The organism is Achromobacter sp. Root170, from assembly GCF_001428165.1.
In the GTDB taxonomy this organism is placed as follows: Bacteria; Pseudomonadota; Gammaproteobacteria; order Burkholderiales; family Burkholderiaceae_B; genus Achromobacter; species Achromobacter mucicolens.
The window spans coordinates 456,134-473,444 of record NZ_LMHN01000015.1; the positions used below are offsets into that span (position 1 = coordinate 456,134).

12 protein-coding genes are annotated in these 17,311 nt (G+C 67.0%); 8 read left to right on the top strand and 4 right to left on the bottom strand.

All coding sequences use genetic code 11. The features are described 5' to 3' along the window. Positions 1-48 precede the first annotated feature (48 nt). From ASD87_RS16485 to ASD87_RS16510, 6 genes are all read left to right on the top strand, one after another. Positions 49-2,310 carry a GNVR domain-containing protein gene (locus ASD87_RS16485; protein ID WP_056323719.1) on the top strand — a complete coding sequence of 754 codons (2,262 nt, stop codon included), beginning with the start codon at positions 49-51 and terminating at the stop codon, positions 2,308-2,310. 21 nt (positions 2,311-2,331) lie between these two features. Continuing rightward, positions 2,332-3,729 (top strand): phosphomannomutase/phosphoglucomutase, encoded by a 1,398-nt coding sequence (locus tag ASD87_RS16490; protein ID WP_056323722.1) that lies wholly within the window; start codon positions 2,332-2,334, stop codon positions 3,727-3,729. Between the two features lie 13 nt (positions 3,730-3,742). After that, on the top strand, positions 3,743-5,410 hold the full coding sequence (gene pgi / locus ASD87_RS16495) for a glucose-6-phosphate isomerase (RefSeq protein WP_056323725.1): 1,668 nt from the start codon (positions 3,743-3,745) through the stop codon (positions 5,408-5,410). Positions 5,411-5,422: 12 nt separating this feature from the next. Continuing rightward, the gene (gene galE, locus ASD87_RS16500) at positions 5,423-6,475 is read left to right on the top strand and encodes a UDP-glucose 4-epimerase GalE (RefSeq protein WP_056323728.1); all 1,053 of its coding nucleotides are present in this window, start codon (positions 5,423-5,425) and stop codon (positions 6,473-6,475) included. Between the two features lie 182 nt (positions 6,476-6,657). Continuing rightward, a complete protein-coding gene (epsC, locus tag ASD87_RS16505; protein ID WP_056323730.1) occupies positions 6,658-7,605 on the top strand; it encodes a serine O-acetyltransferase EpsC in 948 nt (315 codons plus the stop codon). Positions 7,606-7,682: 77 nt separating this feature from the next. Beyond that, on the top strand, positions 7,683-8,501 hold the full coding sequence (locus ASD87_RS16510) for an NAD-dependent protein deacetylase (RefSeq protein ID WP_056323735.1): 819 nt from the start codon (positions 7,683-7,685) through the stop codon (positions 8,499-8,501). Positions 8,502-8,660: 159 nt separating this feature from the next. Here ASD87_RS16510 and ASD87_RS16515 read toward each other — a convergent pair whose 3' ends face one another. From ASD87_RS16515 to ASD87_RS16525, 3 genes are all read right to left on the bottom strand, one after another. Beyond that, positions 8,661-9,515, bottom strand: coding sequence for an inositol monophosphatase family protein (locus ASD87_RS16515; protein WP_056323738.1), 855 nt, complete (start codon positions 9,513-9,515; stop codon positions 8,661-8,663). Positions 9,516-9,632: 117 nt separating this feature from the next. Next, positions 9,633-11,102, bottom strand: a complete 1,470-nt coding sequence (locus ASD87_RS16520) for an NAD-dependent succinate-semialdehyde dehydrogenase (protein ID WP_056323741.1) — start codon at positions 11,100-11,102, stop codon at positions 9,633-9,635. A 142-nt stretch (positions 11,103-11,244) separates the two neighbouring features. After that, positions 11,245-12,507 (bottom strand): 4-aminobutyrate--2-oxoglutarate transaminase, encoded by a 1,263-nt coding sequence (locus tag ASD87_RS16525; protein WP_056323744.1) that lies wholly within the window; start codon positions 12,505-12,507, stop codon positions 11,245-11,247. A gap of 96 nt (positions 12,508-12,603) precedes the next feature. Between ASD87_RS16525 and ASD87_RS16530 the strand changes: the two genes are divergently transcribed. Further along, on the top strand, positions 12,604-14,115 hold the full coding sequence (locus tag ASD87_RS16530) for a PLP-dependent aminotransferase family protein (RefSeq protein WP_369818548.1): 1,512 nt from the start codon (positions 12,604-12,606) through the stop codon (positions 14,113-14,115). 7 nt (positions 14,116-14,122) lie between these two features. Here the strand turns inward: ASD87_RS16530 and ASD87_RS16535 are convergent, their stop codons facing one another. Then, a complete protein-coding gene (locus ASD87_RS16535) occupies positions 14,123-15,037 on the bottom strand; it encodes a DUF72 domain-containing protein (RefSeq protein WP_056323747.1) in 915 nt (304 codons plus the stop codon). Between the two features lie 115 nt (positions 15,038-15,152). Between ASD87_RS16535 and ASD87_RS16540 the strand changes: the two genes are divergently transcribed. Further along, positions 15,153-17,282 (top strand): ATP-dependent helicase, encoded by a 2,130-nt coding sequence (locus ASD87_RS16540; protein ID WP_082586337.1) that lies wholly within the window; start codon positions 15,153-15,155, stop codon positions 17,280-17,282. Positions 17,283-17,311 lie beyond the last annotated feature (29 nt).

Sequence of the window (17,311 nt, forward strand, 5' to 3'; positions counted from 1 at the left end):
CCTTTGGGGGCGCCGCAACCGCGGCGGCGCCCTCTCCTGGAGAGCTGCATGTCGTTGCCCATCGAATCGTTCGAGCCGTCAGTACCGGCCCGTCAGCAGGAAACCCCCTTGTCGTCCCACGTGGACGCCATTTTTTCCAACCGCTGGATGATCGTTGCGATCACCCTGTTTGCGTTTCTCGGCGCGCTGGCCTACGTGATGGTGACGCCGTCGGTCTATTCGGCTGACATCATCGTGCAGGTCGAGGAGGAGCTTCCGAACGGGCAGGCGAGAAGCCTGCTGGGCGATGTGTCGTCGATGTTCGACACCAAGGCGGAAACGTCCGGCGAAATGGAAGTGCTGCGTTCGCGCATGGTCGTCGGTCCCGCGGTCGACAAGTTCCTGCTCTACATCCACGCCAAGCCTCGCTATTTCCCCGTGGTGGGCGAGTGGCTTGCGCAGCGCTATGAAAGCCTGCCGTATCCGTCCGGCTTGCCGCGCGGCGGCTATGCGTGGGGCGGCGAGACCATCGCGATCTCGCAGCTGGACGTGCCCAACGAATGGCTGGGCAAGCCGTTTCGCCTGACCACGCTGGGCGAAGGCCGCTACACGCTCAGCGACAAGCTGACCGGCGCAACGTTTACCGGCACGGTGGGCAAGCCCGAACGCTTCCTGCTGCCGGGCGGCGGCGCCATGGACGTGCATGTCGACGCGTTGTCGGGCCGTCCGGGCACCGAGTTCACGGTGTCGCGCAGCTCGCGCCTGGCGGCCATCGAGAACGTGCAGTCGCACATGGGCATCTTTGAACGCGGCCGCGCCTCGGGCGTGATCGGCGTCACGCTGGAGGGCAACGATCCGGCGCTAACGACCGCGGTGCTGAACCAGATCGGCCAGGAATACGTGCAGCAGAACGTGAACCGCAAGTCGGCCCAGGCCGAGAAGTCGCTGGTGTTCCTGGAGCAACAACTGCCGCAACTGAAGGCCGAGCTCGACGCCGCGGAAACCAAGTACAACCAGTTGCGCAACAAGCGCGGCACGATCGACCTGAGCGAGGAAGCCAAGCTGATCCTCGCGCAGTCGGTGGACGCGCAGACCCGCGTGATGGAACTGCGCCAGAAGCGTCAGGAACTGATCACGCGCTTTGCGCCGACGCACCCGAGCATCGTGGGCATCGACCGTCAGATCGCATCGCTGACCGGCGACGTCAACCGCCTGGGCAACAACATCAAGCAGCTGCCGGATCTGGAACAGGACGTGGTGCGCCTGGTGCGTGACGTGCGCGTCAACACCGAGCTGTACACGGCGCTGCTCAACAACACGCAACAGCTCAAGCTGATCCGCGCCGGCAAGGTGGGCAACGTGCGCATCCTGGATGCGGCCGTGCAGCCCGACAAGCCGGTGCGTCCGAAGGCCGCGATCATCATTGGCGTGGCCACCGCGGCCGGCCTGATCTTCGCCATCCTGTGCGCGTTCGTGCGCAACGCCCTGTTCGGCGGCCTGTCCGAGCCGGAAGACGTCGAGCGCCATACCGGCTTGCCGGTGCTGGCGGCCATTCCGTACAGCGACGTGCAGGACAAGCTGTGGCGCCGCAGCCGGCGCAAGAACGCCACCGTGCCCGCGCTGCTGGCCCAGAGTCAGGGCAACTCGCCACCCATCGAAAGCCTGCGGTCCTTCCGCAACGTGCTGCAGGCCTCGCTGCGCCAGTCGGCCAACAACATGGTCATGTTCACGGGGCCGGTGGCGGGCGTGGGTAAATCCTTCCTGTCTGCAAATTTTGCCTTCATCCAGGGCGGCGTCGGCAAGCGCGTGCTGCTGATCGATGCCGACTTCCGCAAGGGCCAGCTCAACCGCTACTTCGGCGTGCCCAAGGAAGATGGCCTGTTCGAAGTGCTGACCGGCACGATCCCGCTCAGCCGCGTCAGAAAGCACAGCGTGTCCGAGGGCGTGGACTTCATCGCCACGGGCGCCGTCACCTTCGATCCGTCCGAACTGCTGGCCTCGCCCGTCTTCGGCGAAACCCTGCGGGAACTGGCCACGCAGTACGACATGGTGATCCTGGACACGGCACCCGTGCTGTCCTCGCCCGATGCGGCCGTGGTCGGCACGCATGCCGCGGCGGTGATGGTGGTGGTGCGGTCCGGCATGAACACGGTGGGCGAGATCCGCGAGACGGCCAAGCGCCTGATCCAGGCGGGCGCCCCGGTGGACGGCGTGCTCTTCAATGGCTTGAAGCTGATGCCGGAACGCTTTGGCTTCCGGTCCAAGTACGGTGGTTATCGCTACTCCCGTGCGGCGTACTACGGTGATTTCAAACACAACGGTCCCAAGTGAACGCCACCCGGAGAAACTGGCATGCACGGAACTTTTGGCTGGGACACGCCGCAGATTCTGGATGCGGTTTTCAAGGCCTACGACATACGGGGAACAGTACCGGACGAATTGGATGCAAGGTTTGCCCACAGCCTGGGGATGGCGGTGGGCGCCAAGGCCCACGAGCAGGGGGTGCGGTCGATCGTGGTGGGCCGCGATGGCAGGCTGAGCAGCGTCGAACTGTCCGCGGCGCTGCAGGCAGGCCTGCGTTCGGCGGGCATGCACGTCATCGATATCGGCATGGCGACCACGCCGATGGTGTATTTCACGACCCGGCTGATGGACACCGGCACCGGCATTGCGGTGACGGGCAGCCATAACCCGCCCACGCACAACGGCTTCAAGATCGTGATGGATGGCGGTTCGTTGTACGGCGACGGCCTGACGGCGCTGCGCGATGCGATGCGCCAGCCGATCGATTCGGCGCCGGTGCCGGGCGGGCGCACGCAGATGCAGATCACCCCTTGCTACGCGGCGCGCCTGGTGGGCGACATCCGCATGGCGCGGCCCATGAAGATCGCCATCGATTGCGGCAGCGGCGTGGCGGGCGCGGTGGCCCCCGGGCTCTTTCGGGCGCTAGGGTGCGAGGTCACCGAACTGTTCTGCGAAGTGGACGGCTCTTTTCCGGGGCATCACCCGGATCCGGCTGATCCCCACAACCTGCAGGACCTGATCTATTGCCTGCGCTATTCGGATTGCGAGGTGGGCCTGGCGTTCGACGGCGACGGCGACCGGCTGGGCGTGGTGACAAAATCGGGACAGATCATCTGGCCGGATCGCCAGCTGATCCTGTTCGCCCGCGACGTGCTGGCGCGCAACCCGGGCGCCGAGGTGATCTACGACGTGAAATGCAGCCGCCATGTGGCCCGCGCCATCACCGAGGCGGGCGGTAAGGCGACCATGTGGAAGACAGGGCATTCCCTGATAAAGGCCAAGATGCGGGAGTCGGGAGCGCTACTTGCTGGAGAGATGAGCGGCCACATTTTCTTCAAGGAGCGCTGGTATGGCTTTGACGACGGTATCTACGCCGCCGCCCGCCTGCTGGAAATCCTCTCGTCGGCGCCGGACCCGTCGGCTTTGCTGGAAAGCTTGCCGCAGTCCTGCGCCACCCCCGAATTGAAACTGGAGACCACGGAAGGCGTCGAGCTTGTGCAGGCGCTGCGCGACCAAGGGGAATTCCCCGGCGCAGTGTCGATCAACGAGCTCGACGGGATCCGTGTGGATTACGCGGATGGCTTCGGCCTTGCGCGACCGTCCAACACCACGCCAACGGTGGTACTCCGGTTCGAAGGAGACAACGTGGCCGCGCTGGCTCGTATCGAGGAGGACTTTCGCAAGGCGTTCAAGCGCATTGCACCTCACATTCGTTTACCGTTCTAAGGAGCATCACGCGATGGGAAAGGCTCAACAGGCGATTGAGGCGTTAAGGGCAGACTCCGGACTGGCAAACAGCCCCGAGTGGATGGCTTTCGCGCAGGCTGCGCAGAACGCCGAACTGGACGCCAGTGCGCTCAAGGTGATCGAGGCGGCAGGGTTGTGCGTGGACCTGACCATGCAACGCCAGTCGCCGTCGCTGGACGGCGCCGGCATGGCGCTGCTGCAGGCGCGCGGACTGGAAGAGGCGCGCCGCGCGCTGTTTGCCGGGGAACCGGTCAACTGGACTGAAAACCGCGCGGCATGGCATACCGCGCTGCGCGCGGGACGCACGCGCGAACAGCCCGAAGGGCAGGACGCGGATTCCGTCTGCGAGTATTCGCGCATGACCGACTTTGTGCGGCGCGTGGACCAGACGGCGGACTTCTCCACCGTTCTGCACATCGGCATCGGCGGCAGCGACTGGGGCCCGCGCCTGGCGGTGCAGGCCTTCGGCGGACCGCTGCAGCGCCGGCAGATCCGCTTTGTCTCCAACATCTGCGGCCATGCGTTCCATGACGCCGTGGCCGGGCTGGACCCGCGCCGCACGCTGGTGGTGGTGTCGTCCAAATCCTTCACCACGACGGAAACGCTCCACAACGCCCGCGCCGCCATTGCATGGCTCAAGCAGGGCGGGGTGGCCGACGTGTCCGACCATCTGGCGGCCGTCACCGCCAATGCGCCGGCCGCGCGTGCGCTGGGCGTGCCGTCCAGCCAGGTCTTCAAGATGTGCGACTGGGTGGGCGGGCGCTATTCCGTCTGGTCGGTGGCCGGCTTGTCCATCGCGCTGACGGTGGGCGTGGACGTGCTGATCGGCATGCGCGCGGGCGCCGAGGCGATGGACCAGCATTTCCTGCAGACGCCGTTCGCGGCCAACGCGCCGGTGCAACTGGCGCTGGCCGGGCTGGTCAATTGCAGCGTGCTGGGATTCAACTCGCTGAACGTCGCGGCCTATAGCGGGCGCCTCTTGCACCTGGTGACCTATCTGCAGCAGCTGGAGATGGAATCGCTGGGCAAGCGGGTCGCGGGCGATGGCTCGGCAGTCGGCGTGCCCACGGCCCCCATCATCTGGGGCATGCCGGGCACCGACGGCCAGCACACGTTCTTCCAGTGGCTGCATCAAAGCGAGGAAGGCGCGCCGGTCGACTTCATCGCCAGCCTGCAAGGGCATGCCGACAGCCCCGATGCGCATCGCATGCTGCTGGCCAACTGCCTCGCGCAGCGCCAGGCGCTGTTGCGCGGCAAGAGCCTGGAGCAGGCGATGCTGGACGTGGCGCACATCGACAACCAGGAGCGTGCGCTGACGTTGGCGCAGCACATGGTGCATCCGGGCGGCCGGCCGTCGACGCTGATCGTCCTGCGCCAGCTCGATCCGCGCAGCCTGGGCGCGCTGCTGGCCCTGTACGAGCACAAGGTGTTCGTGCAGAGCGTGGTCTGGGGCATCAACCCGTTCGACCAATACGGCGTGGAACTGGGCAAGCGGCTGGCCAGCGGCATCGAGCGCGAGCTGGCGGTGCCGGTGTCGGCGGGCGTGGTCGACTGGGGCCATGATGCCTCCACGTCGTACTGGATCGACCGCTACCGCAGCCATGCGCAGGCCCCGCGTCCCCGCCATGCGTGGGTGCCGGGCATGGCGGCCCATCTCTGACGGAGCATCGACATGCCGGACACGCACGTGCTGGTGACGGGCGGCGCAGGGTATATCGGCACCCACACGCTGGTGGCGATGATCGCCGCCGGCCTGCGGCCGCTGGTGCTGGACAACTTCAGCAACGGCAGCCGCGAGGCCGTGCGCCGCGTGGAGCAGCTTTGCGGCACGCCGATCCCGCTGGTCGAAGGCGACATCCGTTCGCCCGGGCTGGTGGCCGGCGTGCTGGCGCAGGCGGCGGCACGCGGCATGCCCGTGCAGTCGGTGCTGCACCTGGCCGGGTGCAAGGCGGTGGGCGAATCGGTGGCGAACCCGCTCAAGTATTACGACAACAACGTGCAGGGTTCGCTCGTCCTCTTGCGCACCATGCGTGAGGCGGGCGTGTCGCGGCTGGTGTTCAGCTCGTCGGCCACGGTGTATGGCGAACCGCAATACCTGCCGTTCACCGAGGCCCATCCGCTGGCGCCGGCCAATCCCTATGGCCGCACCAAGCTGATGGTCGAGGAAATGCTGAAGGACGTCTGCGTGGCCGATCCCGCGTTCAGCGCCGTCACGCTGCGTTACTTCAATCCCATCGGCGCGCATCCCAGCGGATTGATCGGCGAGAGCCCGCGCGACCTGCCCAACAATCTCTTTCCGTTCATCACGCAGGTGGCGGTTGGGCGCCAGCCGTTTTTGCGCGTGTTCGGCGACGACTACGACACGCCCGACGGCACCGGCGTGCGCGATTACCTGCACGTCATGGATCTGGCGCGCGGCCATGTGCAGGCGCTGACCTATGCGGAAACCCACCCGGGGTTCGTGGCGGTCAACCTGGGAACGGGGCAGGGCACCAGCGTGATGGAACTGGTGCACGCGTTCGAGCGCGTCAATGGCTGCAAGATTCCGCTGCGCGTCCTGCCGCGGCGGCCGGGCGATGTCGAGCGCATGTGGGCCGATCCGGCGCTGGCGGCGTCGCTGTTGGGCTGGTCCAGCACGCACGGCGTGGACGCCATGTGCGCGGACGGGTGGCGCTGGCAGCAGGGCAATCCGCAGGGCTACGAGGTCGAGCCGGCCACGGCATAACCCCAACGCCATATCGGATGACTTTCGGCCTGTGCGCCGGAGCGGTTACAGTTGACGGAGTTATTGCGAAGCAGCATTGCCCGGAGCTTTATGCCGGGGGCTTCGCACCGTCAGCGAGGTAAACCCATGTTCGTTATCCATCCGACTGCCGGAACCGCCGGCTCCCTGTCCGGAGCCCGGCAATGAGCGGCCCCACCCATTTCCCCACCGCGCACTGGAACCTGGACGGCATCGTGTCCGGCCTGCGCGAGGCCCGCGTCGCCTGGCGCGGCCCGCGCGGCCGCCTGCGCGACGATGCCGGCCTGCGCGAGTTCCCGTCTCAAGAGAGCCTGCGCCAGATCGTCAAGGATCTCTGTGGCGCCTTGTTCCCGATGCGTCTGGGTCCCATTGACCTGCGCGAGGAAGTCGAGGACTTCTACGTCGGCCACACCATTGGCGCCGCGCTCGATGCGCTGCTGCATCAGGTCTGTCTGGAACTGCAATACGAAGGCCGGCATGACCCGGCCCTGCAGGCGGACACGCAACAGCGTGCCACGGAGATCGTGCGCCAGTTCGGCGCCCAGCTGCCGGCCGTGCGCGCCGCGCTCGACCTGGATGTGATGGCCGCCTATCAGGGCGACCCGGCCGCGCACAATGTGGACGAAGTGCTGCTGTGCTATCCCGGCGTGGCGGCAATGATCCATCACCGTCTTGCCAACGTGCTGTATCGCCTGGGCGTGCCGATGCTGGCGCGCATCGTGGCCGAGATCGCTCACGCCGACACCGGCATCGACATCCATCCTGGCGCGACCATCGGCCGCAGCTTTTTCATCGACCACGGCACGGGCGTCGTGATTGGCGAAACCGCCATCATCGGCGACCGCGTGCGGCTCTATCAGATGGTCACGCTGGGCGCCAAACGCTTCCCGCCCGGCGAAAACGGCGAACTCAAGAAGGGCCTGGCGCGCCACCCGCTGATCGAGGACGATGTCGTGATCTACGCGGGCGCCACGATCCTGGGCCGCGTGACGATCGGCAAGGGGTCGACCATTGGCGGCAATGTCTGGCTCACGCGCAGCGTGCCGCCGGGCAGCAATGTGACGCAGGCCAGCCTGGTCAGCGACATGCCCGATTGCGGCCTGGGGGGCTGAAGGGGCGCGGCCCGCGCGGCGCCATCTGCGGAGCGCGGGTGTGGCAATCGCGGGTGTGGCAATTCGAGGAGCGAGGATTGGATACAGCAGTTCCGGAGCTGGCCGCGCTGCGCGGCTTCATCGACCGCCATCCGCGGCTCTTCGTCCTGACCGGGGCCGGCGTCAGCACCGACTCGGGCATCCCTGACTATCGCGACACCGAAGGCGAATGGAAGCGCCAGCCGCCCATGACACTGCAAATGTTCATGGGCGGCGAACTGGCCCGCGCGCGCTATTGGGCGCGCAGCATGGTGGGCTGGCGCCGCTTCGGGCACGTTCGGCCCAACGCGTCGCATCTGGCGCTGGCGCGTCTGCAGGCGCGCGGCAACGTCGACATCCTGGTGACCCAGAACGTGGACGGCCTGCACGAGGCCGCGGGCAGCCGCGATGTCGTGGACCTGCACGGCCGCCTGGACGCCGTGCGCTGCATGAACTGCGACTGGCGGGGCGGCCGCCACGACTGGCAGGAAAAGCTGCACGCGCTGAATCCGGACTGGGTGCAGCTGGAGGCCAGCGATGCGCCCGACGGCGACGCCGACCTGGACGGCTACGACTTCTCGCGGTTCGCGGTGCCGCCCTGTCCGCGCTGCGGCGGCATCGTCAAGCCCGACGTGGTGTTCTTCGGCGAGACGGTCCCGCGCGAGCGCGTGGAGCGCGCCAATGCGGGCCTGGAAAGCGCCGACGCGGTGCTGGTGGTGGGGTCGTCCCTGATGGTGTATTCGGGCTACCGCTTTGTCACCGCCGCGTCGCGTGGCGGCTTGCCCATCGCCGCCATCAATCTGGGACGCACCCGCGCCGACAGCCTGCTGACCCTGAAAGTGGAACTGCCCTGCGCGGTGGCGCTGGAAGCGCTTTAAGAAGAAGCGGGTCGGCCGGTTTTTGAGCGGTCTAAGCAAGTGCTTGCCCGGCAACGCTTTTTTCGGCCGGTTACAGACCTTTCCATAGGGTTGTCCACAGGAACTGGGGATAACTCCTAGGGATAACCCCAGTTTTTTGGGGTGGTTTCAAGCGCGCTGTCAAGTCTCGATGGACTCCAATGCGTCCCCCAGCAGCGCCTTGCGCGCCGCATGCCAGCTTCCGGCGTCAGGGGCGTACAGCAATCCGCCCGTGCGGTGGGTGGGCTTGTAGGGCGAGCCGTCGAAATGCGCCGCATAGCCGCCCGCTTCCCGATGCAGCAGCCAGCCGGCAGCGTGATCCCAGGCGGTCAGCTGGTTGTACAGCGCCACATGGCAATGGCCCGCGGCAAGCATGCGATATTCGTGCGCGGCGCAGCGCAGCGAGGCTGTGCTGCCCAGCTGCGAGAGGTTGCCATTGACGGTGGTGCGCAGCGGCTCGGGCAGGGCGCCGGTGGAGATCATGCCGTCCATGTCATGTGGGGGCGCGGGGCTGGCAACCGCCAGCGGCGCCCGCTTGCCGTTTTCGAATTCCAGCCAGGCGCCTTCGCCGCGCACCGCCAGCGCGCTGTCGCGGCTGACCGGGTCGTAGATCACGCCCGCGATCACGTCGCCGCGATGGCAGGCCGCGATCATCATGCCGAACAGCGGCAGGCCCGCGACGTAGTTGCGCGTGCCGTCGATGGGGTCGATGAGGAATGCGAGGTCGGCGTCGACCAGCATGTTCAAGAGGGCGGGGTTGCGCGCCGAGGCTTCTTCGCCGATCAGCACTGCGCCGGGATGCAGCTTGGCCAGGCGCGCGGCGATCAGGCGTTCGGCGGCCTCGTCGGCGTCGGTGACCAGATCGCGCGGGGAGGTCTTGCCGCGCACGGCGCCTTCGGGCAGGTTGCGAAACCGCGGCATGACTTCCGCCTGCGCGGTTTCCGCCAGGATGGCCGCCAGCCTGCGGGTGTCCTCAAGGGTGAAGGTTCTGCTCATACGGACTCTTCCAGGGAACGCGCAAATCTAACACGCCTGGATGGTATCGGAATGAACAAGGCGCGCACATCGGCCACGCGGTCGACAGGCGCGGCGGGCCGCCGCGCGCGCCTGGTTTCATGCGCCGAGGTCGACGCAGAGGTACTTGATCTCCAGGTACTCTTCGATGCCGTACTTGGAACCTTCGCGGCCAAGGCCCGACTGCTTGACGCCGCCGAACGGGCCGACCTCGTTGGAGATGAGACCGGTGTTGATGCCGACGATGCCGTATTCCAGCGCTTCGGACACGCGCCAGATGCGGGCGTAGTCGCGCGTGAAGAAGTAGGCGGCCAGGCCGAAGATGGTGTCGTTGGCCATGCCGATGACTTCGTCCTCGGACTCGAAGCGGAACAGCGGCGCGACCGGGCCGAAGGTTTCCTCGCTGGCAAAGCGCATCGATTGCGTCACGTCTCGCACCACGGTGGGTTCGAAGAACGTGCCGCCCTTCGCGTGCGGCTTGCCGCCCGCGATGACCTTGGCGCCGTGCGCGGTGGCGTCGGCGATGTGCTCCTGCACCTTCTCGACCGCATTGCGGTCGATCAGCGGCCCCTGCGTGACGCCGTCTTCAAAGCCGTCGCCCACCTTCATGGCGTTGACCTTGTCGACCAGGCGCTTGGCGACTTCCTCGTACACGCCGGCCTGCACGTAGATGCGGTTGGCGCACACGCAGGTCTGGCCGGCATTGCGGTACTTCGAGGCCAGAATGCCGTCGACCGCGCGGTCCAGGTCGGCGTCGTCGAACACGATGAAGGGCGCGTTGCCGCCCAGTTCGAGCGACAGCTTCTTGATGGTGGGCGCGCATTGCTCCATCAGCGTGCGGCCCACTTCAGTCGAGCCGGTGAAGCTCAGCTTGCGCACCACGTCGCTTTCGCACAGGGCCGCGCCGATGTCGCGCGAGCTGCCGGTGATGACGTGAAAGACGCCGGCCGGCACGCCAGCCTCTTCGGCCAGCACGGCCAGCGCCAGCGCGGTCAGCGGCGTCTGCTGGGCGGGCTTGACGATCATGGTGCAGCCGGCGGCCAGGGCCGGGCCGGCCTTTCGGGTGATCATCGCGGCCGGGAAGTTCCAGGGCGTGATCGCGGCGGTGACGCCGATGGGCTGCTTGAGCGCCATCAGGCGTTGGCCGGCCTTGGGACTTTGCAGGATGTCGCCGTCGACGCGCTTGGCTTCCTCGGCAAACCACTCCAGGAACGAGGCCGCGTAGGCGATTTCGCCGGCCGCCTCGGTGACGGGCTTGCCCTGTTCGGACGTCATGATGGCAGCCAGGTCCTTCTGGTTCTGCATCATCAGTTGCGCCCACTTCAGGAGGATCGCGGCGCGTTCCTTGCCGGTCTTGGCGGCCCAGGCGGGCAGGGCGGCCTGGGCGCTGGCGATGGCCTGTTCGGTTTCCTTGCGGCCCAGCTTGGGCACCGACACGATGGTCTTGCCGGTGGACGGATTGTCGACGGGGATCGATGCGCCTTCGCCGGCGCCAACCCACTTGCCGTTGATGTAGCAGGCGTCGCGCAGCAGGTCGGGACGGGCGAGGGGATGGGACAGTGCTGTCATTTGGGAGTCTCCTTGATGGGTGCGGCGGGCCAAGCGACGACGGGCGCGGCAGGGTTCAGGCTTGAGATCCAAGCCGGGAACCTGCTACGCCCGCAATCGTTATGCCCGCCGGCCGAATAACCGGTTAGTCAGGCCTCGCGCCTCAAGCGGCAAGCGCCTCGGACAGGATGTCCAGCGCGCGTGCGAACTGGGCGTCGGGAATGGTCAAGGGATACAGGAAGCGCAGGACGTTTCCGTATACACCGCAGCTTAGCAAAATCAGGCCGGCGTCGAGGGCGCGCTTCTGCACGCGCTTGACCGCTTCGGCGTCGGGCTTGCCCGCCGCGTCGTTCAGTTCCAGCGCGACCATCGAACCCAGGCCGCGCACGTCGGCGATGCCGGGCACCTTGCCGCGCAGGCCTTCCAGGTGGGCGCGCAGCTTGTCGCCCAATTGGGTGGCGCGTTCGCACAGCTTTTCCTCGGCGATGACGTCCAGCACGGCGTGCGCCGCGGCCACGGCCAGCGGATTGCCGGCGTACGTGCCGCCCAGGCCGCCCGCGGCGGGGCCGTCCATGATCTCGGCGCGGCCGACGATGCCGGAAATGGGGAAGCCGCCGCCCAGGCTCTTGGCCATCGTGATGATGTCGGCCTGCACGGTGTGGTGTTCCATCGCGAAGAGCTTGCCGGTGCGGCCAAAGCCCGTCTGGACTTCGTCGGCGATCAGCAGGATGCCGTGTTCGTCGCAGACCTTGCGCAGCGCCGTCATCAGTTCGGGCGGCGTGATGTTGAAGCCGCCTTCGCCCTGCACGGGCTCGATGATGATGGCCGCGACGCGCTTCGGATCGATGTCGACCTTGAACAGCAGGTCCAGCGCCTTGAGCGAATCGGCCACGCTGATCGATTGCGTGGCGTTGGGGAACGGCACGTGATAGATGTCGCCGGGCATGGGGCCGAACGACAGCTTGTAGGGGGCGACCTTGCCGGTCAGCGCCATGCCCAGCATCGTGCGGCCATGGAACGAACCGGAGAAGGCGATGACGCCCGAGCGGCCGGTGGCCGAGCGCGCGATCTTCACGGCGTTCTCGACGGCTTCGACGCCGGTCGTGAAGAAGGCGGTCTTCTTCAGGCCATCGATGGGGGCCACGCGGTTGATGCGCTCGGCGAGCGAGATGTAGCCTTCGTACGGAACGATCTGATAGGCCGTGTGCGTGAAGTTGTCCAGCTGCGCGGTGACCGCGGCCTTGACCTTCGGGTGCAGGTGGCCCGTGTTCAGCACGGCGATGCCGCCTGCGAAATCGATGTATTCCTTGCCTTCGGCATCCCACAGCGTGGCGTTTTCCGCGCGCACGGCATAGAAGTCGCACATGACGCCGACGCCGCGCGGCGTGGCCAGGGAACGGCGGGTATTCAGATCCTGATTCTTCATCTCGGTCTCGATGAGAGTGATGGGCGGTAAAGCAGTTATTTAATGCTACGATGGCCCCACTTTTGGGAACCACTTTGATAAATCAGGTAGAACCAATTGCGGTCCATCGTCGGTGACTTGCTGCTGCTGCGCCTGGCCGATGGCGCCAGCGAGCCCATGAACAAGCGGCTCTACCGCGGCATCCGTGAAGCCATCCTGGATGGATCCATTGCCGCGGACTCGCGCCTGCCCGCCACGCGGGACCTGGCGGCCGAGCTGGGCATTGCCCGAAACACGGTCGTGCATGTCTACAGCCAGCTGCTCGCCGAGGGCTATACCCGCAGCCGGCAGGGCAATGGCACTTTCGTCAATGCGTCGGTGCCGGACTCCTACCTGGCCAGCGGCCGCCGCGCGCGCCAGGCGAACGAGGCGGCTTCGCGTCCCTCGCTGTCGCCACGCGGCGCGGCCATCGTCGATGGCGTGTCGGCCTCGCCCTATCAATGGGGGGCGTTCATGCCGGGCGTGCCCGACCTGACCGAGTTTCCGCACAAGAAGTTTGGCCGCATCTTCAGCGCGCTATGGCGCAACCCCGCGCCGGACCTGCTGACGTATTCCTACGGCGGCGGGCTGCCGGCGCTGCGCGAGGCGCTGGCGCAGCATCTGGCGCTGACCCGGTCGATCGACTGCGATCCCGAACAGATCATCATCACCGAAGGCTCGCACCAGGCCATCGACCTGACCACGCGCATCCTGGGCGAGGCGGGCGAAACGGCGTGGGTCGAGGATCCCGGCTACTGGGGCGCGCGCACCATTCTGCAGGCCAACGGCTTGCGCACGGTGCACCTGCCCGTGGACGAAGAAGGCATGCGGCTGCCGGACACCGTGGGCACGCCGCCGCGGTTCATCTTCGTCACGCCTTCGCACCAGTATCCGCTGGGGCCGGTCATGTCGCTGGCCCGCCGGCGGCAACTGCTGGCGGTGGCGCGGCAGTGCGGCAGCTGGATCATCGAGGACGACTACGACAGCGAATTCCGCTTCTCGGGCAGGCCGATCGCGTCGCTGCTGGGCCTGGAGTCCGACGCGCCGGTGATCTACATGGGCACGTTCAGCAAGACGCTGTACCCCGGCTTGCGCGTGGGCTATCTGGTGCTGCCCAAGTCGCTGACCGCGGCGTTCCAGGCCGCGCACGCCGAGCTGTACCGCGAGGGTCACCTTATGACGCACGCGGCGCTGGCGACGTTCATTTCCGAAGGCCATTACGCGGCGCACATCCGCCGCATGCGCATGCTGTACGGCCGCCGCCGCGCCATGCTCGTCAACCTGATCGAGCGGCGGCTGGGACCGGACTGGCTGCATCGCGACGCCAGCATGGCCGGCCTGCATCTGGTGCTGACCCTGCCGCCCGACATGGACGACCTGCGCGTGGTCGAGGTGGCCCGCAGCAAGGGCGTGCTGACGCGGGCGCTCTCGCGTTATTACGTCAACGACGAGGGACGCCGGCCGGGGCTGCTGCTGGGGTACGCCTGCGTGCCGGAGCACGACATCGCGCGCAAGTTCGAGGTGCTGCTGGAGAGTCTGGCCGAAGTGGCACGGCCCGTGGCGCGGCCTGCCGCCAAGGCGGGCGCCTGATACCCGTTCACACGCCCGGCAGCGTCAGCGCCGAGGCAAAGGCGGCGGCGTTGTTCATGCCCTGGTCTTCGAAGTTGGTGTTGAACACCGCGTGGGCCTGTCCCGATTGCGAGGCCAGCCGGGTGAAGCGGGCGACCAGTTCGGCCAGTTCCGCTTCCGAGTACTCGTACTGGAACCTTCCCGACGAAGCGGCCCCCGAGGCGTTCCAGGTGGCCGCGTTGCGCCCGTGCAGACGCAGCAGCGTCAGGTCCGGATGGGTGCTTTCCCAGACCGCCGGCACGGTGTTGTCGAAGCCTTGCGGCGCGTCCACGACGGTGTGCACCACGCCCAGATCGCGCTCGAAGGCCAGTGTGCTTGCCGTCGCGCCAGCGGTCTCGAACCAGCTGCGGTGGCGGAATTCCACGGACACCAGGTGTTCCTCCATGCGCCGCGCGCAGTCGGCCACGCGCGCCATGCCCCGGGCGTCCCGCCGTATCCAGGGCGGAAACTGGAAATGCACCGCACCCAGCTTGCCCGGCATCCGCAAGGGCTCGATGGCAAGCTGGTAGCGCCGCCAGAGTTCGTCGCGCAGGTCGGCGGGCATTCGGTCGTGGTAGATGACCGGATCCGGCCAGTCGGCCAATTCGCGCTGGATGTCGCCGGGCAGGGCCGAGAGCGGCGTCTGGTGGCCGGTGAACAGCCGGAAGGCCTTGATGTTGAAGACGAAGTCGTCCGGCGTACGCGTGGCCCACCGGTGTGCGTTTTCGGGGGTGGGCATCGCGTAGAAGCTGGAGTCGACCTCGGCCAGCGAAAAGCGCGACGCGTAAAAGCGCAGCCGGGATTCGGCGCTGCGGGCGTCGGGCGGATAAAAGCGGCCGCAGGCCAGCAGGGTAGGGTCGGTCCAGGAGGCGGTGCCGGTCAGGATGCGGGGGAAATCGGGCATGGCGCCAGGGCGGTTCAGACGGATTCGCAAAAATTCTGTATAAATATACAGTGTTCATCCGGAGCCAGCCTTGGCTCCTTCCTTTTTTGCGGCCGCAGCGCTGCGGCTCCGCGACATGCCAGACCAAGATCCTCTTTCGCATACTCCCGACAACGACAACGCCGCCGCGCGAGCTGCCGAGCGGCCCGATCCGTTGGCCGACCTGAATCCCGCCCAACGCGAAGCGGCCGAATTCGGCGTGGCAGGCGCGCCCGGCACCGATGGCCCGCTGCTGGTCATCGCGGGGGCGGGGTCGGGCAAGACCAACACGCTTGCGCATCGCGTGGCCCACCTGATCCTGAACGGGGCGGACCCGCAGCGCATGCTGCTGCTGACGTTTTCGCGCCGCGCGGCGCTGGAAATGGAGCGGCGCGTGGGATCGGTGCTGCAGCGGGTGATGAACCTGCGCGCGTCGCAGCAGGCGCCGTCGCTGCCGTGGGCGGGCACCTTCCATGCGATCGGCGCGCGGCTCTTGCGCGACTGCGCCCAGCGCATCGGTCTGTCCGAGGCCTTCACCATCCACGACCGCGGCGATGCCGAGGACCTGATGGGCATGGTGCGCCATGAACTTGGCCTGTCCTCCACCAAATCGCGCTTTCCGCTCAAAGGGACGTGCCTGGCGATCTATTCGCGCGTGGTCAACAGCCAGACGCCCGTGGGCGACGTGCTCAAGACCTCGTTTCCGTGGTGCGCCCAATGGGAGGACGAGCTCAAGAACCTGTTCCGCGCGTACGTCGCGGCCAAACAGGATCAGCAGGTGCTGGACTATGACGATCTGCTGCTGTACTGGTCCGAGATGATGTCGGACGAGGAAATCGCGGCCGACGTGGGCGCGCGCTTCGACCACGTGCTGGTTGACGAATACCAGGACACGAACCGGCTGCAATCGGCCATTCTTTTGGCCATGAAACCGGACGGCCGGGGCTTGACGGTGGTGGGCGACGACGCACAGTCCATCTATTCGTTCCGCGCGGCCACGGTGCGCAACATCCTGGACTTTCCCAATCTCTTTCCCGCGCCGGCGCGCGTCATCACGCTGGACCGCAACTACCGGTCCTCGCAACCCATCCTGAACGCCTCGAACGCGGTGATCGCGCAGGCGACCGAACGCTATGCCAAGGACCTGTGGACCGATCGCAAGTCCTCGCAGATGCCCGAACTGGTGACGGTGAGCGACGAGGCCGGCCAGGCGCGCTGGGTGGCCGACCAGGTGCTTGCGCAGCGCGAGGGGGGCGCGACGCTCAAGTCGCAGGCGGCGCTGTTTCGCACGGCCAGCCACAGCGCCGCGCTGGAACTGGAACTGACCCGCCGCAACATCCCATTCGTCAAATTTGGCGGGCTGCGCTTTCTGGAAGCGGCGCACGTCAAGGATCTGCTGTCGATCCTGCGCTGGGCCGAGAATCCGCGCGGACGCATGGCGGGTTTCCGGGTTGCGCAGCTGATGCCGGGCATCGGGCCGGCGACGGCGGGCAAGCTGATGGACGCCATGTCCGCCTCGGCCGAGCCACTGCGCACGCTGCGCGAATTCAAGCCGGGCGCGGCGGCCCAGGAAGAGTGGGGCGCTTTTGCCGACACCTACGCCGCTTTGTGCGACCCCGCCCTGAAGTGGCCCGCTGACGTGGACCTGGCGCTGCGCTGGTACAACGGCCAGCTCGAGCGCCTGTATGACGATGCGCGCGTGCGCAAGACCGATCTGGACCAGCTGGTGCGCATCGCGTCGGGCTACCCGTCGCGCGAGCGCTTCCTGACCGAGCTGACGCTGGACCCGCCCGACGCCACCAGTGACGAATCCGGCGCGCCGCTGCGCGACGAGGACTACATGATCCTGTCCACCATCCATTCGGCCAAGGGCCAGGAATGGAAGGCGGTGTATGTGCTGAACGTCGTGGATGGCTGCATTCCGTCGGACATGAGCACGGGCACCGCCGAAGAAATCGAGGAAGAGCGCCGGCTGCTTTACGTGGCCATGACGCGGGCCAAGGAACGGCTTCAGCTCGTCGTGCCGCAGCGCTTTTATGTGCATCAGCAGACAGGCATGGGCGACCGCCACGTTTATGGATCGCGCACGCGGTTCATCACCAACGCGATGCTGCCGCTCTTTGACCATCTTCCCAAGCTGCCCGACCTGCCGCCCGGACGGGCCGAGCCGCGCGAGCCGCAGGCCCCGCGCATCGACGTGGCCAAGCGGGTGCGCAGCCTTTTCTGAGCCAGCGGCCCGTCAGCGGGCTGGGCTAT

Coding starts and splice junctions, on each gene's coding strand:
- ASD87_RS16485 (WP_056323719.1), top strand. CDS start 49: ATGTCGTTGCCCATCGAATCGTTCGAGCCGTCAGTACCGGCCCGTCAG.
- ASD87_RS16490 (WP_056323722.1), top strand. CDS start 2,332: ATGCACGGAACTTTTGGCTGGGACACGCCGCAGATTCTGGATGCGGTT.
- pgi (WP_056323725.1), top strand. CDS start 3,743: ATGGGAAAGGCTCAACAGGCGATTGAGGCGTTAAGGGCAGACTCCGGA.
- galE (WP_056323728.1), top strand. CDS start 5,423: ATGCCGGACACGCACGTGCTGGTGACGGGCGGCGCAGGGTATATCGGC.
- epsC (WP_056323730.1), top strand. CDS start 6,658: ATGAGCGGCCCCACCCATTTCCCCACCGCGCACTGGAACCTGGACGGC.
- ASD87_RS16515 (WP_056323738.1), bottom strand. CDS start 9,515: ATGAGCAGAACCTTCACCCTTGAGGACACCCGCAGGCTGGCGGCCATC.
- ASD87_RS16520 (WP_056323741.1), bottom strand. CDS start 11,102: ATGACAGCACTGTCCCATCCCCTCGCCCGTCCCGACCTGCTGCGCGAC.
- ASD87_RS16525 (WP_056323744.1), bottom strand. CDS start 12,507: ATGAAGAATCAGGATCTGAATACCCGCCGTTCCCTGGCCACGCCGCGC.
- ASD87_RS16535 (WP_056323747.1), bottom strand. CDS start 15,037: ATGCCCGATTTCCCCCGCATCCTGACCGGCACCGCCTCCTGGACCGAC.
- ASD87_RS16540 (WP_082586337.1), top strand. CDS start 15,153: ATGCCAGACCAAGATCCTCTTTCGCATACTCCCGACAACGACAACGCC.